The organism is Flavobacterium sp. 9, assembly GCF_002754195.1.
In the GTDB taxonomy this organism is placed as follows: domain Bacteria; phylum Bacteroidota; class Bacteroidia; order Flavobacteriales; family Flavobacteriaceae; genus Flavobacterium.
Genome location: NZ_PEEU01000001.1, coordinates 3,781,059 through 3,801,597 on the forward strand (window position 1 = coordinate 3,781,059; position 20,539 = coordinate 3,801,597).

Genomic DNA, 20,539 nt, shown 5'->3' on the forward strand with positions numbered 1-20,539 from the left:
TTGTATTTAAAATAAAAAAGCCTGTTCGTTACGAACAGGCTTTTGTTTTTATTCCTCAGTATCTTTTGTTTCTTCTAAATCATTAGATTTTCTGCCTAATTTTATCTTTGGATTGTCTTGCGTTCCGGTTACTGTTAATGGGATTCCGAATATTCCAAGAGGAGGTAAGCCTAAGCGCATTTTTAAGTTCAGTTTTCCGTCTAAACTTGTTGTGCCTTCAATTCTTGGTCTAAAGCCGGCAAACTTAAATTTAAAACGTTCTACGGTCATTATATTATTCTTGATTGTTGTTTTAATATCAACTTTCGAAAGATCCGGATTTTTCATTGACTCAGAGTTTGTTTCTTTGCTTACGGCATTAAACATTTTTAATCCTCTTACTTTTACATCTTTTATAGAAAGTGTTCCTCCGCCAACAAGTGATGGATAAACCGGATCCATGTTTCCGTTTAAACGACCTTTTAATTGATAATCTACAGAAACAATTCCTTGCGCTTTTTCGGCAGCGCTTGCCATTTTTCTAAAAACTTCAATCTCATTATAAGCTCTTTTAATGTCAAAATCAGAAGCTTTAATGCTATACTCGAAATTTGCTTTTTTAGGTGTTACAGCCTGATAATTTGCATTCATAGAAACAGCACAACCAATTAAATTGAAGCCTGTATTTTGCATGCTCAGTTTTCCTTTGTTCATGCTCAGGTTTCCAACTGCGTTTTGAAGATTCAATTTGTCAAAATTTACTTTTTGAGCATTTGCTGTAAAATTCAAATTCAAATTTGTTGGGATAATAATAACTCCTTTTTGTACAGGTTGAGTCTGAGGTTGAGTTTCTGTTTTAGTTTCTGTAACAGAAGTATTTGCCGGGGTACTCGACATAAATTCATCCACATTAATATATCGTGAAGTAACTTTAAAAGAGCCTCTTAAAACTCCTGTATTTGTAGTTATGTAGTTAAAAACGTTTTGTAAATAACCATTCATTTTGAAATCTGATTGACCATATGCGGCCAAAAAATTGTTGAATGACATTTTATCCTGATTGATTTTAAATATACCTTCTTTAATGACGAATTTCTTCGGAAGATACTCTGATGCTATGCCAATGTTTCTAAGTTCAAGAGTTCCTTTGTTGTAAAGTTTGCGGTAATTTCCTTTTTCGGCATCGCTTTGTTTACCTTTCAAAACTACATCGGCTTTTACAAAACCATCAAGATCAAGTCCTTTTTGAGAGAAAACTTTATAGATTTTATTGACATCCAATTCTCCTTTTGCTTTAATATCATATGTTAAATCGTTGAAGTTGCTCAGATCAGCTTCTACAAAAACCGGTTTTCCTTCAAAGGTAAATTGAGCTGGTTTTAGGTTTACTTTTAAATCACTAAAAGTTCCTTTTTGATTCTCAATCTTAGATTTTATTGTAATATTTGTGATTGGATTTGGATAATATGGAGTTTTTAAATAACCATTTTCCAAGTCGATAACTCCATTTGTAACTGGAAGAATTTTATTTTTTGGATCAAATATTCCATTTGCTTTTACATCTCCGGCTAAATTTCCTTTTAGCACAACATTCGGAATTCCAAGTGCCTGCATTAATTTTCCAAGATCAATTTTAGCTTTAAAATCGGCATTAATATCTGGTTTATTTACGCCTTTAACGTAGAATTTCGATTTTAAATAATCTTTGTTAATATTTAAAGATAAATTTTTGGCATCAACAATAACAAGATCCGGATTCAAAGACGGAACTTTTGTTTTAACTTCTAAATTAAGATTTGAAACCGGAAAAGGGCTTTTGTTATAATTCACAAATCCGCTATCTATTTTGACATCCAGATTAAGATCCGGCGCTATATTTTGCGAGGCAATATAATCTCCTTTTAAAGTAAAAAGTAAATTAGTATTTCCTTTTAATTCGGTTTTAGAAAGCCAGGTAATATATTTTGGAGGAAAAGCGGTAAAAACATCATGCAAATCACTGTTGTCAGATTTAATGACAAAATCCATGTTGTAACCATCTTTCAAGAAGTTGAATTTTCCTTTAAAATCGACTAAAAGCTGGTTGATTTTTAAGTTATTCTGCTGGAAAAAGAAAGATAAAGAGTTTACGTTTACTTTGGTAATCAAATCAGCGTCAACTTTTTTGTTCATTAAATAGGGTTCGCCTTCATAAACGATATTTAATTTCTCGATTTTGGCTTTTGAGTACAAATCAAAAACGGCTTGGTTTAAATCTCCTTTTCCTAAATAATCAAATCCAAAAGCATCAAAATGAACTTTAGTCGATTTATCGTCGTAGATTATTTTACTATTTAAGATCTCGATTTTCTCCAGTTTTAAAGCTGTTTCAGAACTGTCTTTAGAAGTCTCGGCTTTAGAAGATGATTTGTAAATGTTGTAGTTTGCTTCTCCTTTTTCATTTACTTTCACGTTAATGAAGGAATCAGATAAGTAAATCTGATCAATTTTTACCTCTTTGCTAAAAACTAAACTTGCTACATTTATTCCAAAAGAAACCTCTTTTGCCGTGATAAATTTTTCGTCTTTATATGGAGCAGATCCGTTAAGATGTAAGTCCGTTAAAGTTAAAGTCAGAGAAGGAAAATGCTGAAAAAACGAAACAGAAACATCAGAATAATTTAATTCAGCACTAAGTTTTTCGTTGGCTGTTTTTTTAATTTGTTCCTTAATTTTATCAGCAAAAACAATAGGAGTAAGGAATAACAATCCTATAATAACAACAAATGTGATTCCTAAATATTTAGCCGTTTTTAATAAAATGGACTTAGTTTTGTTTGCAGACATAACAAGTTGTGGTTTTTATAGGTAAAAATGAAAATCGAATTAAAAAGGTTATTATCCGTGTACGGTTTCGCTTTTTCCGTAATTAGTAATAATAGAACCTTCATATTCAATCCATTCTTTCCAGCGTTTATCAATATCTATATTGTCAGTATATTTTCTTGCAAATCCTAAAAAAGTAGTATAATGTCCTGCTTCAGAAATCATTAAATCACGATAGAATTTAGCCAATTCTTCGTCTTTTATATTTTCTGAAAGTACTTTAAAACGCTCACAACTTCTGGCTTCAATCATGGCCGAAAATAATAAACGATCACAAAGTGCGTCTTTACGGCTTCCGTCTTTCTTCATGAATTTAAAAAGTTCATTTACATAATGATCTTTTCTTTCGCGCCCCAATGTCAAACCTCTTTTTTTGATAATATCATGTACCATTTGCAAATGCTCTAATTCTTCTCTTGCAATCACAAGCATTTCTGTTACTAATTCCTCTAATTCAGAATTGTAAGTAACTAAGCTAATTGCATTTGAAGCTGCTTTTTGCTCACACCAAGCGTGATCCGTTAAAATCTCTTCGATATTCGACTCCACAATATTTACCCAACGCGGGTCTGTAGCTAATTTTAATCCTAACATAATTTATCAAAAATTTGTAATATGCAAAATTAGTCATTTTTCTGACCAAAAATCAGGAAATATTGTGCAAATGAGCGTAAAAAAGCATTATTTTGTATAGCGAAAACAACAAAAATGAATCAAGCAAAAAAACTGTTAATTATTGGTTTTGTCTGGCCCGAACCAAATTCGTCTGCGGCCGGTGGAAGAATGATGCAATTAATTTCCATTTTCAAACAAAACAAATTCGAAATTACGTTTGCAAGTCCAGCTTTGGATAGTGATTTTATGGCTGATTTGACTGAATTTGGAATAGAGAAAAAATCAATTGAATTGAATAATTCCAGTTTTGATGATTTCATTTTAGAACTAAATCCTGATGTTGTTTTGTTTGATCGTTTCATGATCGAAGAGCAATTTGGTTGGCGTGTTGCTGAAAAATGTCCAAAAGCAATTCGAATATTAGATACTGAAGATTTACATTCTTTAAGAACAGCAAGACAAAAAGCGTTTAAAGAAAACAGAGCTTTCGAATATACTAATTTGTTGTCTGAAGAAGTTGCAAAACGCGAGATTGCCAGTATTTTAAGATGTGATTTATCTTTTATTATTTCAGAATTTGAAATGAAAATCTTAAAAGAGGTGTTTAAAATAGATTCAGATTTGCTGTATTATCTACCGTTTTTGGTTTATGAAATGTCTGATTTAGATCTGTTGAAATTGCCTTTGTTTGAAGAGCGAAAGAATTTTGTTTTCATCGGAAATTTTCTTCATGAACCCAATTGGAATACGGTTCAATATCTAAAAGAAACGATTTGGCCAATAATTAAAAAACAATTTCCAGAAGCAGTTTTGGAAGTTTATGGCGCTTATCCTTCGCAAAAAGTCTTGCAATTGCATCAGCCTAAAAATGGTTTTTTTATTATGGGAAGAGCTAAAGATGCAAATGAAGTCGTTAAAAATGCCAGAGTTGTTTTAGCGCCTATACGTTTTGGTGCCGGTTTAAAAGGTAAATTATTAGAAGCGATGCAATGCGGAACGCCAAGTATGACAACGACAATTGGTTCTGAAGCGATGCACGCAGATTTACCATGGAATGGTTTTATTACCGATGATGTTGAGGCGTTTGCAAAAAAAGCAGTTGACTTATATCACGACGAAAATTTGTGGAAACAATCGCAAAAAAATGGTGTTGCAATCGTAAACGAATGTTATCAGTTAAGTAAATATTCTACAGCTTTGGTTGCAAAGATTAATTCATTGTTGAATGATTCCGAAAGTCATCGTTTGCAGAATTTTATGGGAAGTTTGCTTCAGCATCATACTTTAAAAAGCACCAAATACATGTCAAAATGGATCGAAGCTAAAAATAAAAATTAAGCTTCCATTTTTCCAAAACCTACCGTTTCGCGATACAATTGTGGCGAAACATCAGCATTTGTTTTAAAAAATCTGCTAAAGTAATGTTCGTCATCATAACCTAATTCATAAGCGATTTCTTTTACCGTTTTGTTGGTCATGTATAGTTCTCTTTTGGCTTCAATTATGATTCTTTCGGCAATTAAATCCGTCAAAGTTTTATTGAAATAATTCTTGGATATTTTGGCTAAGGCTTTCGCCGAAATATTCAGCATTTCTGCGTAGTTTCCAGCAGAATGTTTGGTTTTGAAATTGTCTTCAATCGCGTCTTTTAGGTTTTGAAGTATAAAAGGTTCTTTACTATTTGGAACCGATTTCATTTCTTCCAATTGCTGATTTTTTAATCGCGAAGCTGTGATTAAAAATATCTTTAAATAAGAAACCAGCGATTCATATTGCGCCAAATCAGAATTTTGAATTTCTACTTTCATCTGATCCAAAACCATTTTAAAAGTACCAGAAGCTTCATTAGTAATTTTAACAAATGGCGGTTGATAGACATTATTAAATAAAACGCCGCTGCACGAAACCTCTTTTTGATGCATATGGATGCAATAGAAATCCGGATGAAAGTGAATTGCAATTCCTTCAATTGGTTCGTTTACACAAAGCATAAAAGGCTGATAAGGTGAAAAGGCGAGGAGTGAGTTTTCTTCAAAATGATGTTCTGCAAAATCGGCTTTTACCTTTCCTTTTCCTTTGGTAACCCAAATTAAAGAGAAAAAATTATTGCGTTGCAAATGATCAAAATGGCTGTTATCACCAAACGGAAGCAGTTTGAAAGCCAGATTTCCGGTTTGCGGATTTATCAACGTAAAAACATTCTGATTGCTCATAATTACTGTTTTTTGAAAACATAAAGATAGTCATGAATAAATTCACGACTATCTTTAAGCCTTGTTTTTTGTTTGAATTATTTTTGAAGTTCTAAACTTGGAACTGCAGGAAAATCAATTTCTGTGTTAGCAGTATTATTAAAATAGTTAGTCAAAACATTTAGCGCTACATGTGCTACAGTTTCTGCAATTTCAGCTTCTGAAGCTCCTGCATTTTTAATTGCCTGAACATCTTCATTGCTCACCAAACCATTTTTGCTAACTAATGTTTTTGCAAATTGAAGAATAGCTTCCGTTTTTGCATCGCCAGAATTTCCTGTTCTTGCGTCTTGCAAAACTTGTGGGTCTGTTTTTAATAATTTCTCTCCAATAAAAGTGTGAGCAGCTACACAATAATCACATGAATTAGTTTCTGAAACCGTTAAGGCTAATAATTCGCCAGTTTTTGCGCTTAATTTTCCGTGGCTCAAAGCGCCGCTTAAATTCAAATATCCTTCTAATACTGCAGGAGAATTTCCCATTGTTCTCATCATGTTTGGAACAACGCCTAATTTAGCTTGTACAGCGTTGAATAAATCTTTAGTTTTTCCTGTTACTTCTTCTGGGTTTAAAGCTGTTAATCGTGTCATTTTATTTAATTTTTTATGTTGTTTATAGTTCTTGTCTTTTGACACTACAAAGATGCGACGATGACAGATTTTAGAACATGGAGAATTTACGCTATGTAATGGATAATTTTCCCTGAGAGTTTTTTTAGGAGAAAAAGAGGAGGTTTTATTTCTATGATAAAGTTTTTTTGGAGCTAATCCCGCTATCCGTTACAATCTTTTGTGGCGAACCCCGCCACAAAAGGATTTCCACTTCTATCGGGGCTAGGGCAATTGTTTTCATAAGAGGGTTTTCGTTTAGTTTGTCATTGCGAGGAACGAAGCAATCACATTTGGTGCTTTGGTTGTTATTGGTAATTACGCTTATTGTTAGTGTGGTTGCTTCGTTCCTCGCAATGACAAATAGGAATAAAAAAAATCCCCGATTACGATTTGTAATCGGGGATTTCAATTGTTTATTGTGACTGTAAACTGAGACTGAAAAACTATTTCAATAAATCTCCAACAGCTTGAATTGTTGTTGCATGATAACCAGATTTAGCTTTATCAAAAATTTGTTTAGCCCAAACTTTTCCTTCAGGAGTTTTAACAAGTTCTTTATAAAGAGTCATTAATGATCCGGTTCTGCTCGTTGCAATCATGAATTGTTCAATTGCAGGATAAGCAGTTTTGTATTCATGACGAATTGCTTGAACAAACCATTGACGTTTTATCACAAAGTTTCCGTTTTTGGTAAAATTAAATTCGACATCAATTGCAGTCATTTCTTCAACAGTGATATCAGCAGGTAAATAATCTATAAAATGCTGTTTTTCTGTAGTCGATTTTATTTTTTGACTTAATCCTTTAACGCCTGTTTTTCTCCAGTTTTTTTGAATGCTGTCAATCGCAGTAAAATCATCAGAATGAACAGAAGTTATATTAGATGGAATTCCTGGTTTGTAAATCCAATCGTCAAGTTTGATTTTATCAGCAAGAGCTTTGTCTCCTTTAATAAGGTTGTCGTTGATGTATTTTACGAAATCTTCTGTTGTGATAGATTGAAAAGCGTGTGCATCAAAATAGTTTTTGATAAACGGATCGAATTTTTCACGTCCAACAGCTTGTTCGATTACTTTCAGGAAGTTATATCCTTTTACATACGGAATTTGACTTATTCCATCATCAGGATTTCTTCCCGTAAGGCTAACTTTTAATCTTGTATCCGGATTTGTTGCGCCATATTCAGCAATATTATCGTCTAAATCTTTACGAGTAAGAACGTCTTGCATTTCAGCTTCTTCTTTACCAAAAATTTCTTCGCCAATTCTGTGTTCTACATAAGTGGTAAAACCTTCATTTAGCCAAATATCGTCCCAAGTTGCGTTGATAACTAAGTTTCCGCTCCAGCTATGACCTAATTCATGCGCTAATAAACTAGTTAAAGAACGATCGCCGGCAATTACGCCAGGAGTTAAGAAAGTTAAATTTGGATTTTCCATTCCGCCATAAGGGAAACTTGGAGGAAGAACCAATACATCATAACGTCCCCAACGATAAGGGCCGTAAAGTTTTTCGGCAGCAACAACCATTTTTCCAAGTTCAGCAAATTCCCAAGCTGATTTTTTTAGCATTGATGGTTCTGCGTAAACTCCGGTTCTGTTATCAATAGATTGAAATTCAAGATCTCCAACAGCAATTGCCATTAAATATGACGGAATTGCTTTGTCTTGTTTGAAAGTATAAACTCCTGTGTCGTTCTTTTTCTGCGGATTTACAGCGCTCATTACAGCCAATAAATCTTTAGGAACTGTAACTTTTGCATTATATGTAAAACGAATTCCCGGTGAATCCTGACATGGAATCCAGGTGCGTGACCAAATGCTTTCGCCTTGAGAGAAAACAAAAGGTTTCTTTTTGTCAGCAGTTTGTGCAGGTGTTAACCATTGTAATGCAATGGCATCTTTCGTTGTGCTGTAATAGATGTTGACTTTTGTAGTATTTGGTTCAATAGTAATGTGAAGCGGTTTTCCGTGAAACTCAGTGTCTTTTCCAAGTTCAAACTTAGTTTCTTTTTCGTCGTCACCTAAAGTTACTTTTGTAATGTTTAGGGTGTTTTCGTCGAAGATAATTTCGTTTCCTTTGCTAATGTTGTCAATTAGCCAAGACGCTTTTCCAGAAATAGTTTGTGTGTCAAAATCAACTTTAATGTCAAGATCTAAATGTTTAACAACGGCTAATTCCGGTTTAGAATAAGAGTGCTCGTCTGTGACAGTTGTAGCTTTTTCTGTCTGGTCTTTCTTCTGACATGCCAGTGCTGTCAAGAATAAAGTTACAAGGATTATTTTTTTCATTTTAAGAGATGTTGAATTTAAGGATGAAAATTAAACAAAAAATCCCGTTTTGAATAAACAAAACGGGATTTTATTATGAATTACCTTCGAATTTCTTGAGTTGCCTTCGACTTCGCTCAGGCTGACACTTCGGTTTTATTCAGGCTGACAAGAAAATTATGCCAACATTGTAACCGGGCTTTCGATGTATTGTTTTAATGTTTGTAAAAATTGAGCGCCAGTTGCACCGTCAATTGTTCTGTGGTCGCACGCTAATGATAACATCATTGTGTTTCCAACTACAATCTGACCGTTTTTAACTACTGGTTTCTCAACAATTGCACCTACAGAAAGGATAGCAGAGTTTGGTTGGTTGATAATTGAATTGAATTCAGTGATACCAAACATTCCAAGGTTAGATACTGTAAAAGTACTTCCTTCCATTTCTTGTGGTCCAAGTTTTTTGTTTTTAGCTCTTCCTGCAAGATCTCTTACTGAAGCGCCAATTTGAGATAAACTCATAGCGTCTGTAAATTTCAATACAGGAACTACTAATCCGTCTTCAACAGCTACAGCAACACCAATGTTAACGTGGTGGTTGATGATGATTGCATCTTCTTTCCACTGAGAGTTAATTTTTGGATGTTTTTTCAATGCTAAAGCACAAGCTTTAATTACCATATCGTTGAAAGATACTTTTGTATCCGGAACAGTATTGATTGTCGCTCTTGCGCCCATTGCTTCGTCCATGCTTACTTCGATCACTAAATTATAGTGAGGTGCAGTAAATAAAGATTCTGCTAAACGTTTAGCGATAATTTTACGCATTTGAGAGTTTTTGATCTCTTCGGTGAAAACTTCTCCGGCAGGAACAAATACTTTTGGTGCAGCAGGAGCAGCAGTTTCAGCTTTTGGCGCAGCAGAAGTTGATGTTGCAGCTGGTTGTGCTTGTGCTGAAGGAGTAAAGTTTTCGATATCGCTTTTTACGATACGTCCGTTTTCTCCAGAACCTTTAACCTGAGTTAATTGGATTCCTTTGTCAGAAGCAATTTTCTTAGCTAATGGTGAAGCTAAAATTCTTCCATCTGAAGTGTTATTTACTGTTTCAGTTGCTTTTTCAGCAACAGGAGCAGTTTTTTCTTCAGTTGCAGGAGCACTTGCGGTTGTAGTTCCTCCGGCAGTATAATTGTCAGCAATTCCAGAAATATCAGTTCCTGCAGGTCCAATGATTGCTAATAAGCTATCAACAGGAGCAGTGTTTCCTTCTTGAATTCCAATGTATAATAATGTTCCAGCATTGAAAGACTCAAACTCCATAGTAGCTTTATCTGTTTCAATTTCTGCTAAGATATCTCCTTCAGCAACAGCGTCGCCAACTTTTTTCAACCAGCTAGCTACTGTTCCTTCTGTCATTGTATCGCTCAAACGAGGCATAGTTACAACTACAACACCTTTTGGTAATTCAGTTGCAGCTTTTGCAGGAGCAGCAGTTTCTGTTTTTGTTTCTGCTGTAGCAGGAGCAGCTTCAGCTTTTGGAGCTTCAGCAGCAGGGGCAGCACCACCAGCTAAAAGAGCAGAAATATCTTCTCCTTCGTTACCAATGATTGCTAATAATGAATCAACAGGAGCAGTTTCTCCAGCTTGAATTCCGATATGTAAAAGAGTTCCTTCATTGAAAGACTCGAATTCCATTGTTGCTTTATCTGTTTCAATTTCAGCTAAGATATCTCCTTCGCTAATTTTGTCGCCTACTTTTTTTAACCAAGTCGCTACCGTTCCTTCCGTCATAGTATCGCTCAAACGAGGCATTGTTACTTTAATCGCCATGATGTTATAGTTTATGAGGTGTAAATGGATAGTCTTCTTGTGCGTATACTACATCGTATAATTGTTGTAATTCAGGATATGGAGATTCTTCAGCGAATTTCACACATTCTTCAACCAAGTCTTTAACTCTTTGGTCAATTGCTTCAATTTCTTCTTCTGTAGCATACTTTTGATCCATGATTACATCTAAAACCTGAGTAATAGGGTCAATTTTTTTGTATTCTTCAACCTCTTCTTTAGAACGGTATAATTGTGCATCAGACATTGAGTGTCCTCTGTAACGGTACGTTTTCATTTCAAGGAAAGTTGGACCATCACCACGACGAGCTCTTTCGATAGCTTCTGTCATTGCTTCAGCAACTTTTACAGGATTCATTCCATCAACTGGTCCGCAAGGCATCTCGTATCCTAAACCAAGTTTCCAGATATCTGTGTGGTTTGCAGTTCTTTCAACAGAAGTTCCCATTGCATAACCGTTGTTTTCAACGATAAATACTACTGGTAATTTCCATAACATTGCCATGTTGAATGCTTCGTGTAATGAACCTTGTCTTGCAGCTCCATCACCAAAGTAAGTCATAGTAACTCCGCCAGTGTTGAAATATTTGTCAGCAAAAGCTAAACCAGCTCCTACCGGAATTTGTCCACCTACGATTCCGTGACCTCCGTAAAAACGGTGTTCTTTAGAGAAAATGTGCATAGAACCTCCCATACCTTTAGAAGTTCCTGTAGCTTTTCCTAAAAGTTCAGCCATTACACGTCTAGGATCAACTCCCATACCAATTGGTTGTACGTGATTTCTGTAAGCAGTAATCATTTTGTCTTTAGTCAGGTCCATAGCGTGCAAAGCACCCGCTAATACAGCTTCCTGACCATTATATAGGTGTAAAAAACCTCTAACTTTTTGTTGAATGTATAATGCTGCAAGTTTGTCTTCAAACTTTCTCCAAAGTAGCATGTCTTCGTACCACTTTAAATATACTTCTTTTGTAACTTCTTTCATCTGAATTCTTTCTTTTGCTAAAGTTTGTTTGTGTTATCAATTGTTGCCTATAACGCAAAATAGTTTCCTCCCACAAATTTGCGCCCGAAAGGTCGGGATGCAAAAATAAGACATTCCTATTAAGAAGTAAAATTTAAACGCCACTTTTTGGCTTTTTTTTACAAGAACTTTTTATCAAACATAAAAGGAAGCAAATTTTTCAGGGATGCTGATTTGTAAACTTCGCCAATTTCGCCCATAAAATAAATTTCAATAGGGGTGTCTTGTTTGATTTCGTATTCTGCAATTGATTGACGACAAGAGCCACAAGGAGGAATTGGAGCTTTAGTTTGGTTTGTATCCGATGCTGCTGTAATCGCAAGTTTTAAAATCTTAGCTTCCGGATAAATACTTCCTGCGTGAAAAATTGCCACACGTTCTGCGCATAATCCTGATGGGTAAGCTGCGTTTTCCTGATTAGAACCTAAAACTATTTTTCCGTTATCGAGTAATAAAGCCGCTCCAACTCTAAATTGAGAATAGGGTGCGTATGCTTTTTTACGTATTTCAACGGCTTGATTCATTAAATCCTGAATATCTTGTGATAAATCGTTTAGGCTGTCAAAAACCAGGAATGATGATGTAATGCTTATTTCTTTCATTTCTTTTTATGGGAAAAAAAATCCAAATTTCTAAATAAATAGAAATTTGGATTGTTATTATTTTTTTATTTTTTGGGTCTAGTAAACTTCGTATTTGTCGCCAAAGTTAAACGTTAAAGAAAAACGAAGTGTGTTTTCTAACGGATTTTTTATTTTTGATGCTGAGAATAGGTAAGAAACGTCAACTTTTACAACATTATATTTGAAACCTGCTCCTAGAGAAAAGAATCTTTTTGCTCCTTTTTCAGGGCTTTCATGGTAATATCCTAAACGCATTGCAAATGCATCCTGATACATATATTCTCCGGCAACACTATAAGTGATTTCTTTTAATTCTTCACTGAAACCACCCGGAGCGTCTCCAAATGATTTAAATATTCCTGAAACCCAACCAATGTCGTTGTAGTTTTTGTAGTTTGTTGCATTTGCTTGTTCTTGAGAAATGTCTCCCGGATCTGTAAAATCGCCGTCTCCATTTGCGTCTACAGGAGTTCCAGGTCCCGGAGGAGTTGGTACTAGAAGTTTAGTGAATTCAACACTAAGTGCAAATTTATTATAATCATCAAAAATGAAATCAAAACCACCACCTACTCTTAAGTTAGCAGGTATAAAGTTTGTACTTATATTATCGTGATCGTAACTTATTTTTGGACCTAAATTTTGCATGTTAAAACCTGCTCTCCATCTTCCGTTAAAGTCAGAATAGGCAATTTCTTCAGATTGATAGAATCCGGCAACATCCACAGCAAAAGTGCTGGCAGATGATGCGTCAACTTCTTCAGATGCAATTTTAAGGTTTGAATTAATAAAACGTGCTGCAACCGCCATCGAGAATGTTTCGCTCAATTTTAATGAATACGATCCGTCCAAAGCAAATTCATTTGGTGATACAGTTCTTGTTGGTTCACTTGGATCTCCGGTTGTTCTTAGTTCAATGTCTCCAAAACCAAAATAACGAAAACTTCCTGCAAAGGCGCTTCGCTCATTGATTTTATTGTAATAAGTTACCTGACCAAGAGAGATATCGTTAGCCAAATCTGTTAAATAAGGAGTGTAACTGATCGAAAATCCTTGTTTGTCTACTGCAAAAGCAAACTTTGCGGGATTCCATTGTTGTGAGAAAACGTCAGATGAAGTGGCTACTCCCTGATCTGCTAAACCGGCTGCTCTAGCATCTGCTGCTACTAATAAAAATGGGACTCCTGTTGTAATTGGGCGAACAAGTTCCTGAGCTTTCGCGTATGTAATAACTAAAAAACAAATTAATAGAAGTGATATTTTTTTCATTGGGGACTAAATGTAGTTTTATTGCAAATATATATATTATTATAGAATGACAAGCTTTTCGTATTTTTCTGCTTTTTTATTTGTTAAATTCGATTTAACTGTAAGTTTATAAATATAAACTCCTTTTCCAATTCGGTCTCCAAAATCATCTTTTCCGTCCCATGTTATTTCTCTTGATAAAAAGCCTTCTGTTGTAATGATTTGGTTTTTCGTCCATACTACTTTTCCGGTAATAGTCATCACTTGAACCTGTACTTCCAGTGGTTCGTAAGGTCTGTTGTGTGAGAACCAGAATTGAGTGTAAGTCGAAAAAGGATTTGGATAATTAAGAACGTGTGTTAATGTTAGGGAGTCGTCACCAACTACTGTAAATTGTATTTCGCTCGTTACCGGATTATTATAAACATCCCATGCGGTAAAGCTTATAGTATGTAATCCTGGAGTTAAATTTCTTAACGGAAAACGTAAATTACCATTCGTATAATCGTCTAATTTTGTTTGATAATAATCGTTCAAAATGTAGGGATTACTGACATCTCCATCTAAAATCGCAACAATATCATGCCCGATTCCGCTTGCTGTATTTATTCCGTTTTCATCTTCTAGAAAAGCCAGTAAAAAAGGCGATTCGTTTGTTATTCCACCCGATACAAAAGTTTCATCGTTCATATATAACTTAACTTTTGGACTTATATTGTCCTGAGGTGCATTTTCATTTATTCCTCCTATTTTAATGATATTGTTGTAGCCTGATTGATTTTCTAGTGCTCCGGTTTTCTTCGAATAAAAACTAATTCTTCCATTGTCAACCGGAATTCGAATGTCTCTTGGCACAACAAAACTAAATTCGAACTGACCATTGGTTACTGAAGCATTTCCTCTAAAGATAGTTTCTCCAAGGGTTTTGAATGACATTGCAGGGCTATATCCATCATTATTTAAGGTGGAAGTTGTAATTAATTTGTCGAAAATTGCAGTTGATAATTCTCCGTTATAATTGCTTAAAATGACATTGTTTTCATCTGTAATTTCTCCTGTAATTTTAATTTTTGCCAAAGATTTAAAATCCGGAATGGGTTGAGAAATCACAACATCATTTACTTTTGTTAAATTTATTTTTGGTTTTGCAATAGCCAGCATTAAAGCGGGATCTCCAATATAAAAAACAACATTACTGGAAGAACTTGGGTTTTCGTTTTTCGAAATTCTTAGCGCTTCGGCAATTGTTGTGTATTGATTTGATCCGTAAGAAAGTAGATTTTTGCTAAGACTGTCATTGAATATTTCTCCATTAAATTGTCCAATAGCGCGAATTGTTGTTAACATTGAAATTGCGCCTCCTTTTGGATTCCAAAAAGTATATTCGCCCGCTGTTGGTCTTGTTGGATCGTCAAATCGTGAAAACTCACAGGTAATAGTTATAAATAATGGATATTTGTATTGATTGTTTAAGTTTTGACCATCTGTTTTTTCCCAGATTCGTTCACTTGCCAAACCATCTTCGCCACCATGTCCTAGATAATTAAAAACTAAAGCGCCTTTTTCGAAAGCATTAAAGAAATCAGTTCTCGCTTTTGGATATCGTGATCCTCCGGCAGAAGCTTCTTGTGTATAAGAATCCAGAAGTATTTTTTCAATATTAAAAAATGGTTTTTCGACTGCGATAAGATCGGCAAGATTATTTTGATGAGATTGTATTGTCGCGTCTGAGCTTTGATCAGAATCATCGCTGATTAAAACAAAATTATTTCTCCAATTTCCATAAGATTTAGTATCATGATATTCTAAAACTTTATTGACCATTTCCTGAGCCTGAGCATTGTCTGAAACTAACATTCTGCCAACAGCAATGTCAATTCCTCCAAAAGGTTGTTGAACAATTCCTTCTTCAGAATCCATGAGTCCAAAAAAGTCATCTGAAGCAAAAGAAGCTTCTCCTGTAGTATTGCTTACCGGCGATTGATATATAGGTACAATATTATTATTGTTTGGGATTCTATTTTTATAATCAAATGAAGCATCTCCAAATAGATTTAAATATTTTATTTTTTTGTCTGGAGAAGAAGCGTTGTCATAAATATATCTAATGCAGTTTCTAATCGCTGAAATATCTTGTTTGCCCGAAGAAAATTCCTGATAGATGTTTTCTAATGCAATTACTTTTACATTTAAATTAGAATGTGTTCGATGGAAATTGGCTAGTTTCTCTGCTTGATTAGTTAGGGATTTTGGAGTAAGAATTACATAATCGATATCCTGAAAGCTATTCTGAAGATTTCTGAATATTGTTCCTTTTAAGTTTTGATTGGCGATTTTTGACTGGTTCTCTTTTAAAGGAGTAAAATAATCAGCAGCATTGATGGCAATATAATTTCTAATTTCTCCCAAGTTTGCTTTAAAGCTAAAAGTAGCTTGATTTGGGTTTTCGATTTTCGATACATTATATAGGTCTGTAATATCCCAAATTTGAGAAATACCCTGAGCGTTTGTGATAGTATAGTTTACAACTCCGGCAACTGAACCGGCTAAATCATATTGGAATTTAAATTGTTTTCCAATTCCTATTAGTTTTCTTTTGGCTATTAAATTAATGTAGTCAAGATATCCTTTAGATCCCGGAACGCCATTATTGTTGTAACTAAGTTTGATTTTTATATTATCAGTTCCGTTAAATGTGTTTTTAAAAGGAGAGAATAAGGTGTCGTATTTGGTTTCAGAGCTTGCAGTTAATGCTTTGAAATTTAGTGTGCCAATATTTTGTCCGTTTGCAGAAACAGCAAATGAAGTAGGAGTGTAGGCTGCCGAAACTGCATTGAGTTGTATTTTTACAGGAACTGAAGTTTCAAGGTTTGGAAAATTAAATTCAAACTCCTGCTCTTGATTAATATCGAATGATTCTCCAAGCCATTGTCTACCTAAATGAACAATGTTTGTTTGATCGATTTCATGGTATTGATAGTCATCAAACGTGTTTAGCTCAAGTGTGCTGCCTGCTGTTGGTTGATTTATAGGCGAAATTCGCTTTCCGTCGCCTCCGGCAGTTGTAATATAGTAGTAGGATTTTGAGTCGTATAGATTAAGATTGGTTCTACTTTCAGAATTCCAGTTGTTAACTCCTTCTGCATAAAAAAGAATATAATCTTCATTATTGAAAACGCCATCGCCTTCTCCATTAATCTGAATAGCATTTTCGATTAAATCTTCCGGATAATAAATGTTATTGGCTAAAGGAAGCATTCTTCCGCCGTTTCCATAAATTTTGATTCTTCTTGGATCTGCTTTGCTCGGATCAAATCCTAAACTTTGCAAAAAGGACTTCGAGATTCTGTAAACGCCTGATTTTTCAATGTAAAAACGATACCAATCTCCACTCGCTAAAACCGAATTATAGATTGTCGCAGATTTTTGAAAAGAAGATGTGTTGGTTCTTTTTGATGTTGTGTTATTGAAAGAATAAGAGAAGGATTTTATTCGTTTGTAGTTATTTCCTTCCTTTATAATAGGGTGGAGAAATAGAAAAGTTTGCTTTCGATCTCTTGAAGTAGTTGTTTTTAACGTTTCATTTGGTTTCTCAGGGATGTTTTCTTTTGCAAGATCTCCTAAATCAGCAATTGACATTGATTCGTAAATGACGTTGGTTATTTGTATCGAATTAGCGCCTGACGCTCCCGTTTCATTCAGATTTAGCAGCAATGTTATGCTTTTTTTTGTAGTGTCATAACGAAAACTGCTTCCGGAAAAGAAAGGTATAGTCGTTTTTGAATCCCCAAAACTCATCTCTTTTTTATTTTGCCAATCTAGTGTGAAGCTGCCATTTATCTGAGAAAATGAGATAAGTGGAATCAAAAAGAAGTATAAGATTAAGGCTTGTTTCATAAGCTGAAAAATCGGGATTAATTTAAAATTATTTTAGTAAGTAAAAATATAGTATTTCATGTTATAGTAAATAATAAAAAGTATATTTTTGCGTTCGTAACTATAGGTTATTTTCTGGTAAAAAACAGCTAAATAAAATTATTAGAACAGATGTTGCTAATTAAATGTTAATTATTATATTGCAGCACCTAAATTTATCACCTAAGAATGAGTATGAAAGTAAACAAAATTGTAGCCCTGCAATTAATGATGTCAATGGTATTGATGTTAGGCACGGCTAGTTGTAGCAAAAAATCGAGTTCCAGTCACGCTTCCAGAGCAACAGGTTGGGATGTAGATAGTCAGAATGGAACGGCTGCTAGAAATGCAGGAAAAAAACAACAGGCTGGTCCTGGTTTAGTTTTTGTTGAAGGAGGTACGTTTACAATGGGTAAAGTACAGGATGATGTTATGCACGATTGGAATAACACACCTACTCAACAACACGTTCAGTCATTCTATATGGATGAAACTGAAGTTACGAATGGTATGTACTTAGAATACCTGGAGTGGTTAAAGAAAGTTTTCCCTCCAACAGAAGAAAATTACAAAAACATTTACGAAGGAGCATCGCCAGATACATTGGTGTGGAGAAATCGTTTAGGGTATAACGAAACGATGACTAACAACTACTTAAGACATCCTTCTTATGCTAACTATCCTGTAGTTGGTGTAAACTGGATTCAAGCTGTTGAATTTGCTAAATGGAGAACTGACCGTGTTAATGAGGCTGTTCTTGAGAAAAACGGATATCTTCAAAAAGGTGCTAAAACAAATGATGTTACCGGAGATAATGCATTTAATACTGAGGCTTATTTAATGTCTCCAAGTACTGCACGTGGTGGTAGTGAAGAAATTGTATTAAAGAAAAATCCTGGTGGTAGAAAACCAAAAGCTGGAAAAGATGGTGTAGTTCCTGAAGTGAAAAATGTGTACGCACAACGTTCTTCCGGAGTTATTTTGCCAGAGTACAGACTTCCTACTGAAGCAGAATGGGAGTATGCAGCTGCTGCAGATGTTGGACAAAGAGAATACAATATATATAAAGGACAAAAGAAATATCCTTGGTCTGGAGATTATACACGTTCATCTAAACGTAAAAACAAAGGTGATCAATTGGCTAACTTTAAACAAGGAAACGGTGATTACGGTGGAATTGCTGGTTGGTCAGATGATGGTGCAGATATTACAAATGCTGTAAAAAGCTATGCTGCCAATGATTTTGGATTATACGATATGGCTGGAAACGTAGCCGAATGGGTTGCCGATGTTTACAGACCTATTATCGATAATGAAGCAAATGATTTTAACTACTTTAGAGGAAATCAATACGCTAAAAACAAAATTGGTAAAGATGGTAAAATTGAAATTATCACTAAAGATAACATTCAATACAAAACATTAAGTAACGGTAAAAAAGTTGCTACTAATTTACCAGGAGAAATTGCTCAGGTTCCAGTTGATGAAAATGAAACTTACTTAAGAACAAACTTCAGTACAAGTGACAACATCAATTACAGAGATGGTGATAAACAATCTTCAAGATATTTTGACTTTGGAGATTCTGAGTCAGGACCAAAAGCTGATCAGACAATGTACAACTCTCCTAAACATAATATCACTACTGATAGTTTAGGTCAAATGGTTAGAAAATATGACAACTCAAGTAAACGTACTACATTAATCGATGATAATGTAAGAGTTTACAAAGGTGGTTCTTGGAGAGATAGAGCTTATTGGTTAGATCCAGCTCAAAGAAGATATTTCCCTCAGGATATGGCAACTGATTACATCGGATTTAGATGTGCAATGTCAAGAGTAGGTGCAAAATCTGAAAAAAGAAAATCACCTAGAAACTAGGTTTTAGAAATTTCAATAAAAAATTCCAAATTCCAAAAGCTGATTATTTCAGTATGGAATTTGGAATTTTTTTATTGTTTTTTTTCTACTTTTACGATCAATAAAATAAAATATAAATGAATATTCAGGACATTCATAACTTGTTTTTACAATGTAAATCCGTTTCAATTGATACTAGAAAAATTGAAAAAGATTCTATGTTTTTTGCTATAAAAGGAGAGAATTTTGATGCTAATACTTTTGCGTCAAAAGCACTTGAATTGGAAGCTTTGTTTGTTATTATTGACAATGCAGCTTATGCTATAGATGAAAGAACTATCTTGGTTGAGAACAGTTTGGAAACATTGCAGGAATTGGCAAAATTTCATCGTTCTTATTTAAAATTACCAATTGTTGCGTTAACTGGAAGTAATGGTAAAACCACAACGAAAGAACTTATTAATGTAGTTCTTTCTAAAAAGTTTAAAACAAAAGCTACCGTTGGAAATTTAAACAATCATATTGGAGTTCCGCTGACTTTATTGTCTTTTTCGAAAGAAACAGAAATTGGAATTGTTGAAATGGGCGCCAATCATAAAAAAGAGATTGAGTTTTTGTGCGAACTTGCTCAGCCTGATTATGGATATATTACCAATTTTGGGAAAGCACATCTGGAAGGTTTTGGTGGTGTTGAAGGTGTAATACAAGGTAAAAGCGAAATGTATCAGTATCTTTTAAAGAATGAGAAACTGGCTTTTGTTAATCTGGAAGATCCAATTCAAATTGAAAAATCTAAAGGAATCGAAACATTTACTTTTGGAATAAATAAAGAGCAATCAAACCTTAATATCAAAAGTGTTGAAGCAAATCCTTTCGTAGTTATTAATTACGAGAATTTTAATGTTCAATCTCATTTAATTGGGCTTTATAATGCTAATAATATCAATGCAGCAGTCGCGATAGGAAAGTATTTTAAAGTTGATGAGAACGACGTAAAACAAGCAATAGAAAACTATATTCCGGAGAATAACAGATCTCAATTACTGAAAAAAGGATCTAATCAAATTATATTAGACGCATATAATGCTAATCCGAGTAGTATGGCTGTGGCGATTACTAATTTTCTGCAATTAGAAAATCAGAACAAAGTCATGATTTTGGGAGATATGTTTGAACTTGGAAATGAAAGCCATGAAGAACATAAAATCATTGTCGATTCGTTATCGAATCAAGACAACTCCGTTTGTTATTTGATTGGGAAATACTTTTATGAAAATAAAGTTTCTAACGAGAATATTCACTTCTTTGAAACTTTTGATGCTTTCGCAGAATATTTAAAAACGATTCATTTCGACGAGAATACAATTTTAATAAAAGGTTCCCGTGGCATGGCGCTCGAGAGAACATTAGAATATATTTAAGTGAAAAATCCATC

13 protein-coding genes and 1 pseudogene are annotated in these 20,539 nt (G+C 34.3%); 4 read left to right on the forward strand and 10 right to left on the reverse strand.

All coding sequences use genetic code 11. From position 1 onward, the window contains the following. Positions 1-48 precede the first annotated feature (48 nt). Both CLU81_RS15620 and CLU81_RS15625 read right to left on the reverse strand, forming a co-directional pair. Positions 49-2,805: an AsmA-like C-terminal region-containing protein gene (locus CLU81_RS15620; protein WP_099710652.1), complete on the reverse strand. Its 2,757-nt coding sequence runs from the start codon at positions 2,803-2,805 to the stop codon at positions 49-51. A gap of 51 nt (positions 2,806-2,856) precedes the next feature. After that, entirely contained in the window at positions 2,857-3,438 is a 582-nt protein-coding gene (locus CLU81_RS15625) for a tRNA-(ms[2]io[6]A)-hydroxylase (protein ID WP_035685975.1), read from the reverse strand. 92 nt (positions 3,439-3,530) lie between these two features. Here CLU81_RS15625 and CLU81_RS27310 point away from each other — a divergent pair. Both CLU81_RS27310 and CLU81_RS15630 read left to right on the forward strand, forming a co-directional pair. Further along, positions 3,531-3,614: pseudogene (locus CLU81_RS27310) on the forward strand (hypothetical protein); the annotation flags it as partial. Beyond that, positions 3,580-4,797: a glycosyltransferase gene (locus CLU81_RS15630; RefSeq protein WP_369804817.1), complete on the forward strand. Its 1,218-nt coding sequence runs from the start codon at positions 3,580-3,582 to the stop codon at positions 4,795-4,797. The pseudogene CLU81_RS27310 and the gene CLU81_RS15630, both read left to right, overlap by 35 nt. Here CLU81_RS15630 and CLU81_RS15635 read toward each other — a convergent pair. The 8 genes from CLU81_RS15635 to porU all read right to left on the reverse strand — a co-directional run bounded on the left by CLU81_RS15635 (position 4,794) and on the right by porU (position 17,226). After that, a complete protein-coding gene (locus CLU81_RS15635) occupies positions 4,794-5,672 on the reverse strand; it encodes a helix-turn-helix domain-containing protein (protein WP_099710654.1) in 879 nt (292 codons plus the stop codon). The genes CLU81_RS15630 and CLU81_RS15635 overlap by 4 nt on opposite strands. A gap of 77 nt (positions 5,673-5,749) precedes the next feature. Next, positions 5,750-6,301, reverse strand: a complete 552-nt coding sequence (locus CLU81_RS15640) for a carboxymuconolactone decarboxylase family protein (protein WP_099712782.1) — start codon at positions 6,299-6,301, stop codon at positions 5,750-5,752. A 464-nt stretch (positions 6,302-6,765) separates the two neighbouring features. Beyond that, positions 6,766-8,613 (reverse strand): hydrolase/aminopeptidase, encoded by a 1,848-nt coding sequence (locus CLU81_RS15645; RefSeq protein WP_099710655.1) that lies wholly within the window; start codon positions 8,611-8,613, stop codon positions 6,766-6,768. A 156-nt stretch (positions 8,614-8,769) separates the two neighbouring features. Next, on the reverse strand, positions 8,770-10,419 hold the full coding sequence (locus tag CLU81_RS15650; protein ID WP_099710656.1) for a pyruvate dehydrogenase complex dihydrolipoamide acetyltransferase: 1,650 nt from the start codon (positions 10,417-10,419) through the stop codon (positions 8,770-8,772). A 4-nt stretch (positions 10,420-10,423) separates the two neighbouring features. Continuing rightward, positions 10,424-11,422, reverse strand: a complete 999-nt coding sequence (gene pdhA, locus CLU81_RS15655; RefSeq protein WP_099710657.1) for a pyruvate dehydrogenase (acetyl-transferring) E1 component subunit alpha — start codon at positions 11,420-11,422, stop codon at positions 10,424-10,426. 158 nt (positions 11,423-11,580) lie between these two features. Continuing rightward, the gene (gene cdd, locus CLU81_RS15660; RefSeq protein ID WP_099710658.1) at positions 11,581-12,063 is read right to left on the reverse strand and encodes a cytidine deaminase; all 483 of its coding nucleotides are present in this window, start codon (positions 12,061-12,063) and stop codon (positions 11,581-11,583) included. Positions 12,064-12,141: 78 nt separating this feature from the next. Continuing rightward, a complete protein-coding gene (porV, locus tag CLU81_RS15665) occupies positions 12,142-13,350 on the reverse strand; it encodes a type IX secretion system outer membrane channel protein PorV (RefSeq protein ID WP_099710659.1) in 1,209 nt (402 codons plus the stop codon). Positions 13,351-13,389: 39 nt separating this feature from the next. After that, positions 13,390-17,226: a type IX secretion system sortase PorU gene (gene porU, locus CLU81_RS15670; protein ID WP_099710660.1), complete on the reverse strand. Its 3,837-nt coding sequence runs from the start codon at positions 17,224-17,226 to the stop codon at positions 13,390-13,392. 213 nt (positions 17,227-17,439) lie between these two features. Here porU and gldJ point away from each other — a divergent pair, with 213 nt between their 5' ends. Together gldJ and murF are read left to right on the forward strand one after the other, a co-directional pair. After that, the gene (gldJ, locus tag CLU81_RS15675; protein WP_099710661.1) at positions 17,440-19,125 is read left to right on the forward strand and encodes a gliding motility lipoprotein GldJ; all 1,686 of its coding nucleotides are present in this window, start codon (positions 17,440-17,442) and stop codon (positions 19,123-19,125) included. A 116-nt stretch (positions 19,126-19,241) separates the two neighbouring features. Next, positions 19,242-20,525: a UDP-N-acetylmuramoyl-tripeptide--D-alanyl-D-alanine ligase gene (gene murF, locus CLU81_RS15680; RefSeq protein WP_099710662.1), complete on the forward strand. Its 1,284-nt coding sequence runs from the start codon at positions 19,242-19,244 to the stop codon at positions 20,523-20,525. Positions 20,526-20,539 lie beyond the last annotated feature (14 nt).

What these genes read in the sequence shown, in the direction of transcription:
- CLU81_RS15620 (WP_099710652.1), bottom strand. Translation starts at nt 2,805, where the DNA reads ATGTCTGCAAACAAAACTAAGTCCATTTTATTAAAAACGGCTAAATAT.
- CLU81_RS15625 (WP_035685975.1), bottom strand. Translation starts at nt 3,438, where the DNA reads ATGTTAGGATTAAAATTAGCTACAGACCCGCGTTGGGTAAATATTGTG.
- CLU81_RS15635 (WP_099710654.1), bottom strand. Translation starts at nt 5,672, where the DNA reads ATGAGCAATCAGAATGTTTTTACGTTGATAAATCCGCAAACCGGAAAT.
- CLU81_RS15640 (WP_099712782.1), bottom strand. Translation starts at nt 6,301, where the DNA reads ATGACACGATTAACAGCTTTAAACCCAGAAGAAGTAACAGGAAAAACT.
- CLU81_RS15645 (WP_099710655.1), bottom strand. Translation starts at nt 8,613, where the DNA reads ATGAAAAAAATAATCCTTGTAACTTTATTCTTGACAGCACTGGCATGT.
- CLU81_RS15650 (WP_099710656.1), bottom strand. Translation starts at nt 10,419, where the DNA reads ATGGCGATTAAAGTAACAATGCCTCGTTTGAGCGATACTATGACGGAA.
- pdhA (WP_099710657.1), bottom strand. Translation starts at nt 11,422, where the DNA reads ATGAAAGAAGTTACAAAAGAAGTATATTTAAAGTGGTACGAAGACATG.
- cdd (WP_099710658.1), bottom strand. Translation starts at nt 12,063, where the DNA reads ATGAAAGAAATAAGCATTACATCATCATTCCTGGTTTTTGACAGCCTA.
- porV (WP_099710659.1), bottom strand. Translation starts at nt 13,350, where the DNA reads ATGAAAAAAATATCACTTCTATTAATTTGTTTTTTAGTTATTACATAC.
- porU (WP_099710660.1), bottom strand. Translation starts at nt 17,226, where the DNA reads ATGAAACAAGCCTTAATCTTATACTTCTTTTTGATTCCACTTATCTCA.
- gldJ (WP_099710661.1), top strand. Translation starts at nt 17,440, where the DNA reads ATGAAAGTAAACAAAATTGTAGCCCTGCAATTAATGATGTCAATGGTA.
- murF (WP_099710662.1), top strand. Translation starts at nt 19,242, where the DNA reads ATGAATATTCAGGACATTCATAACTTGTTTTTACAATGTAAATCCGTT.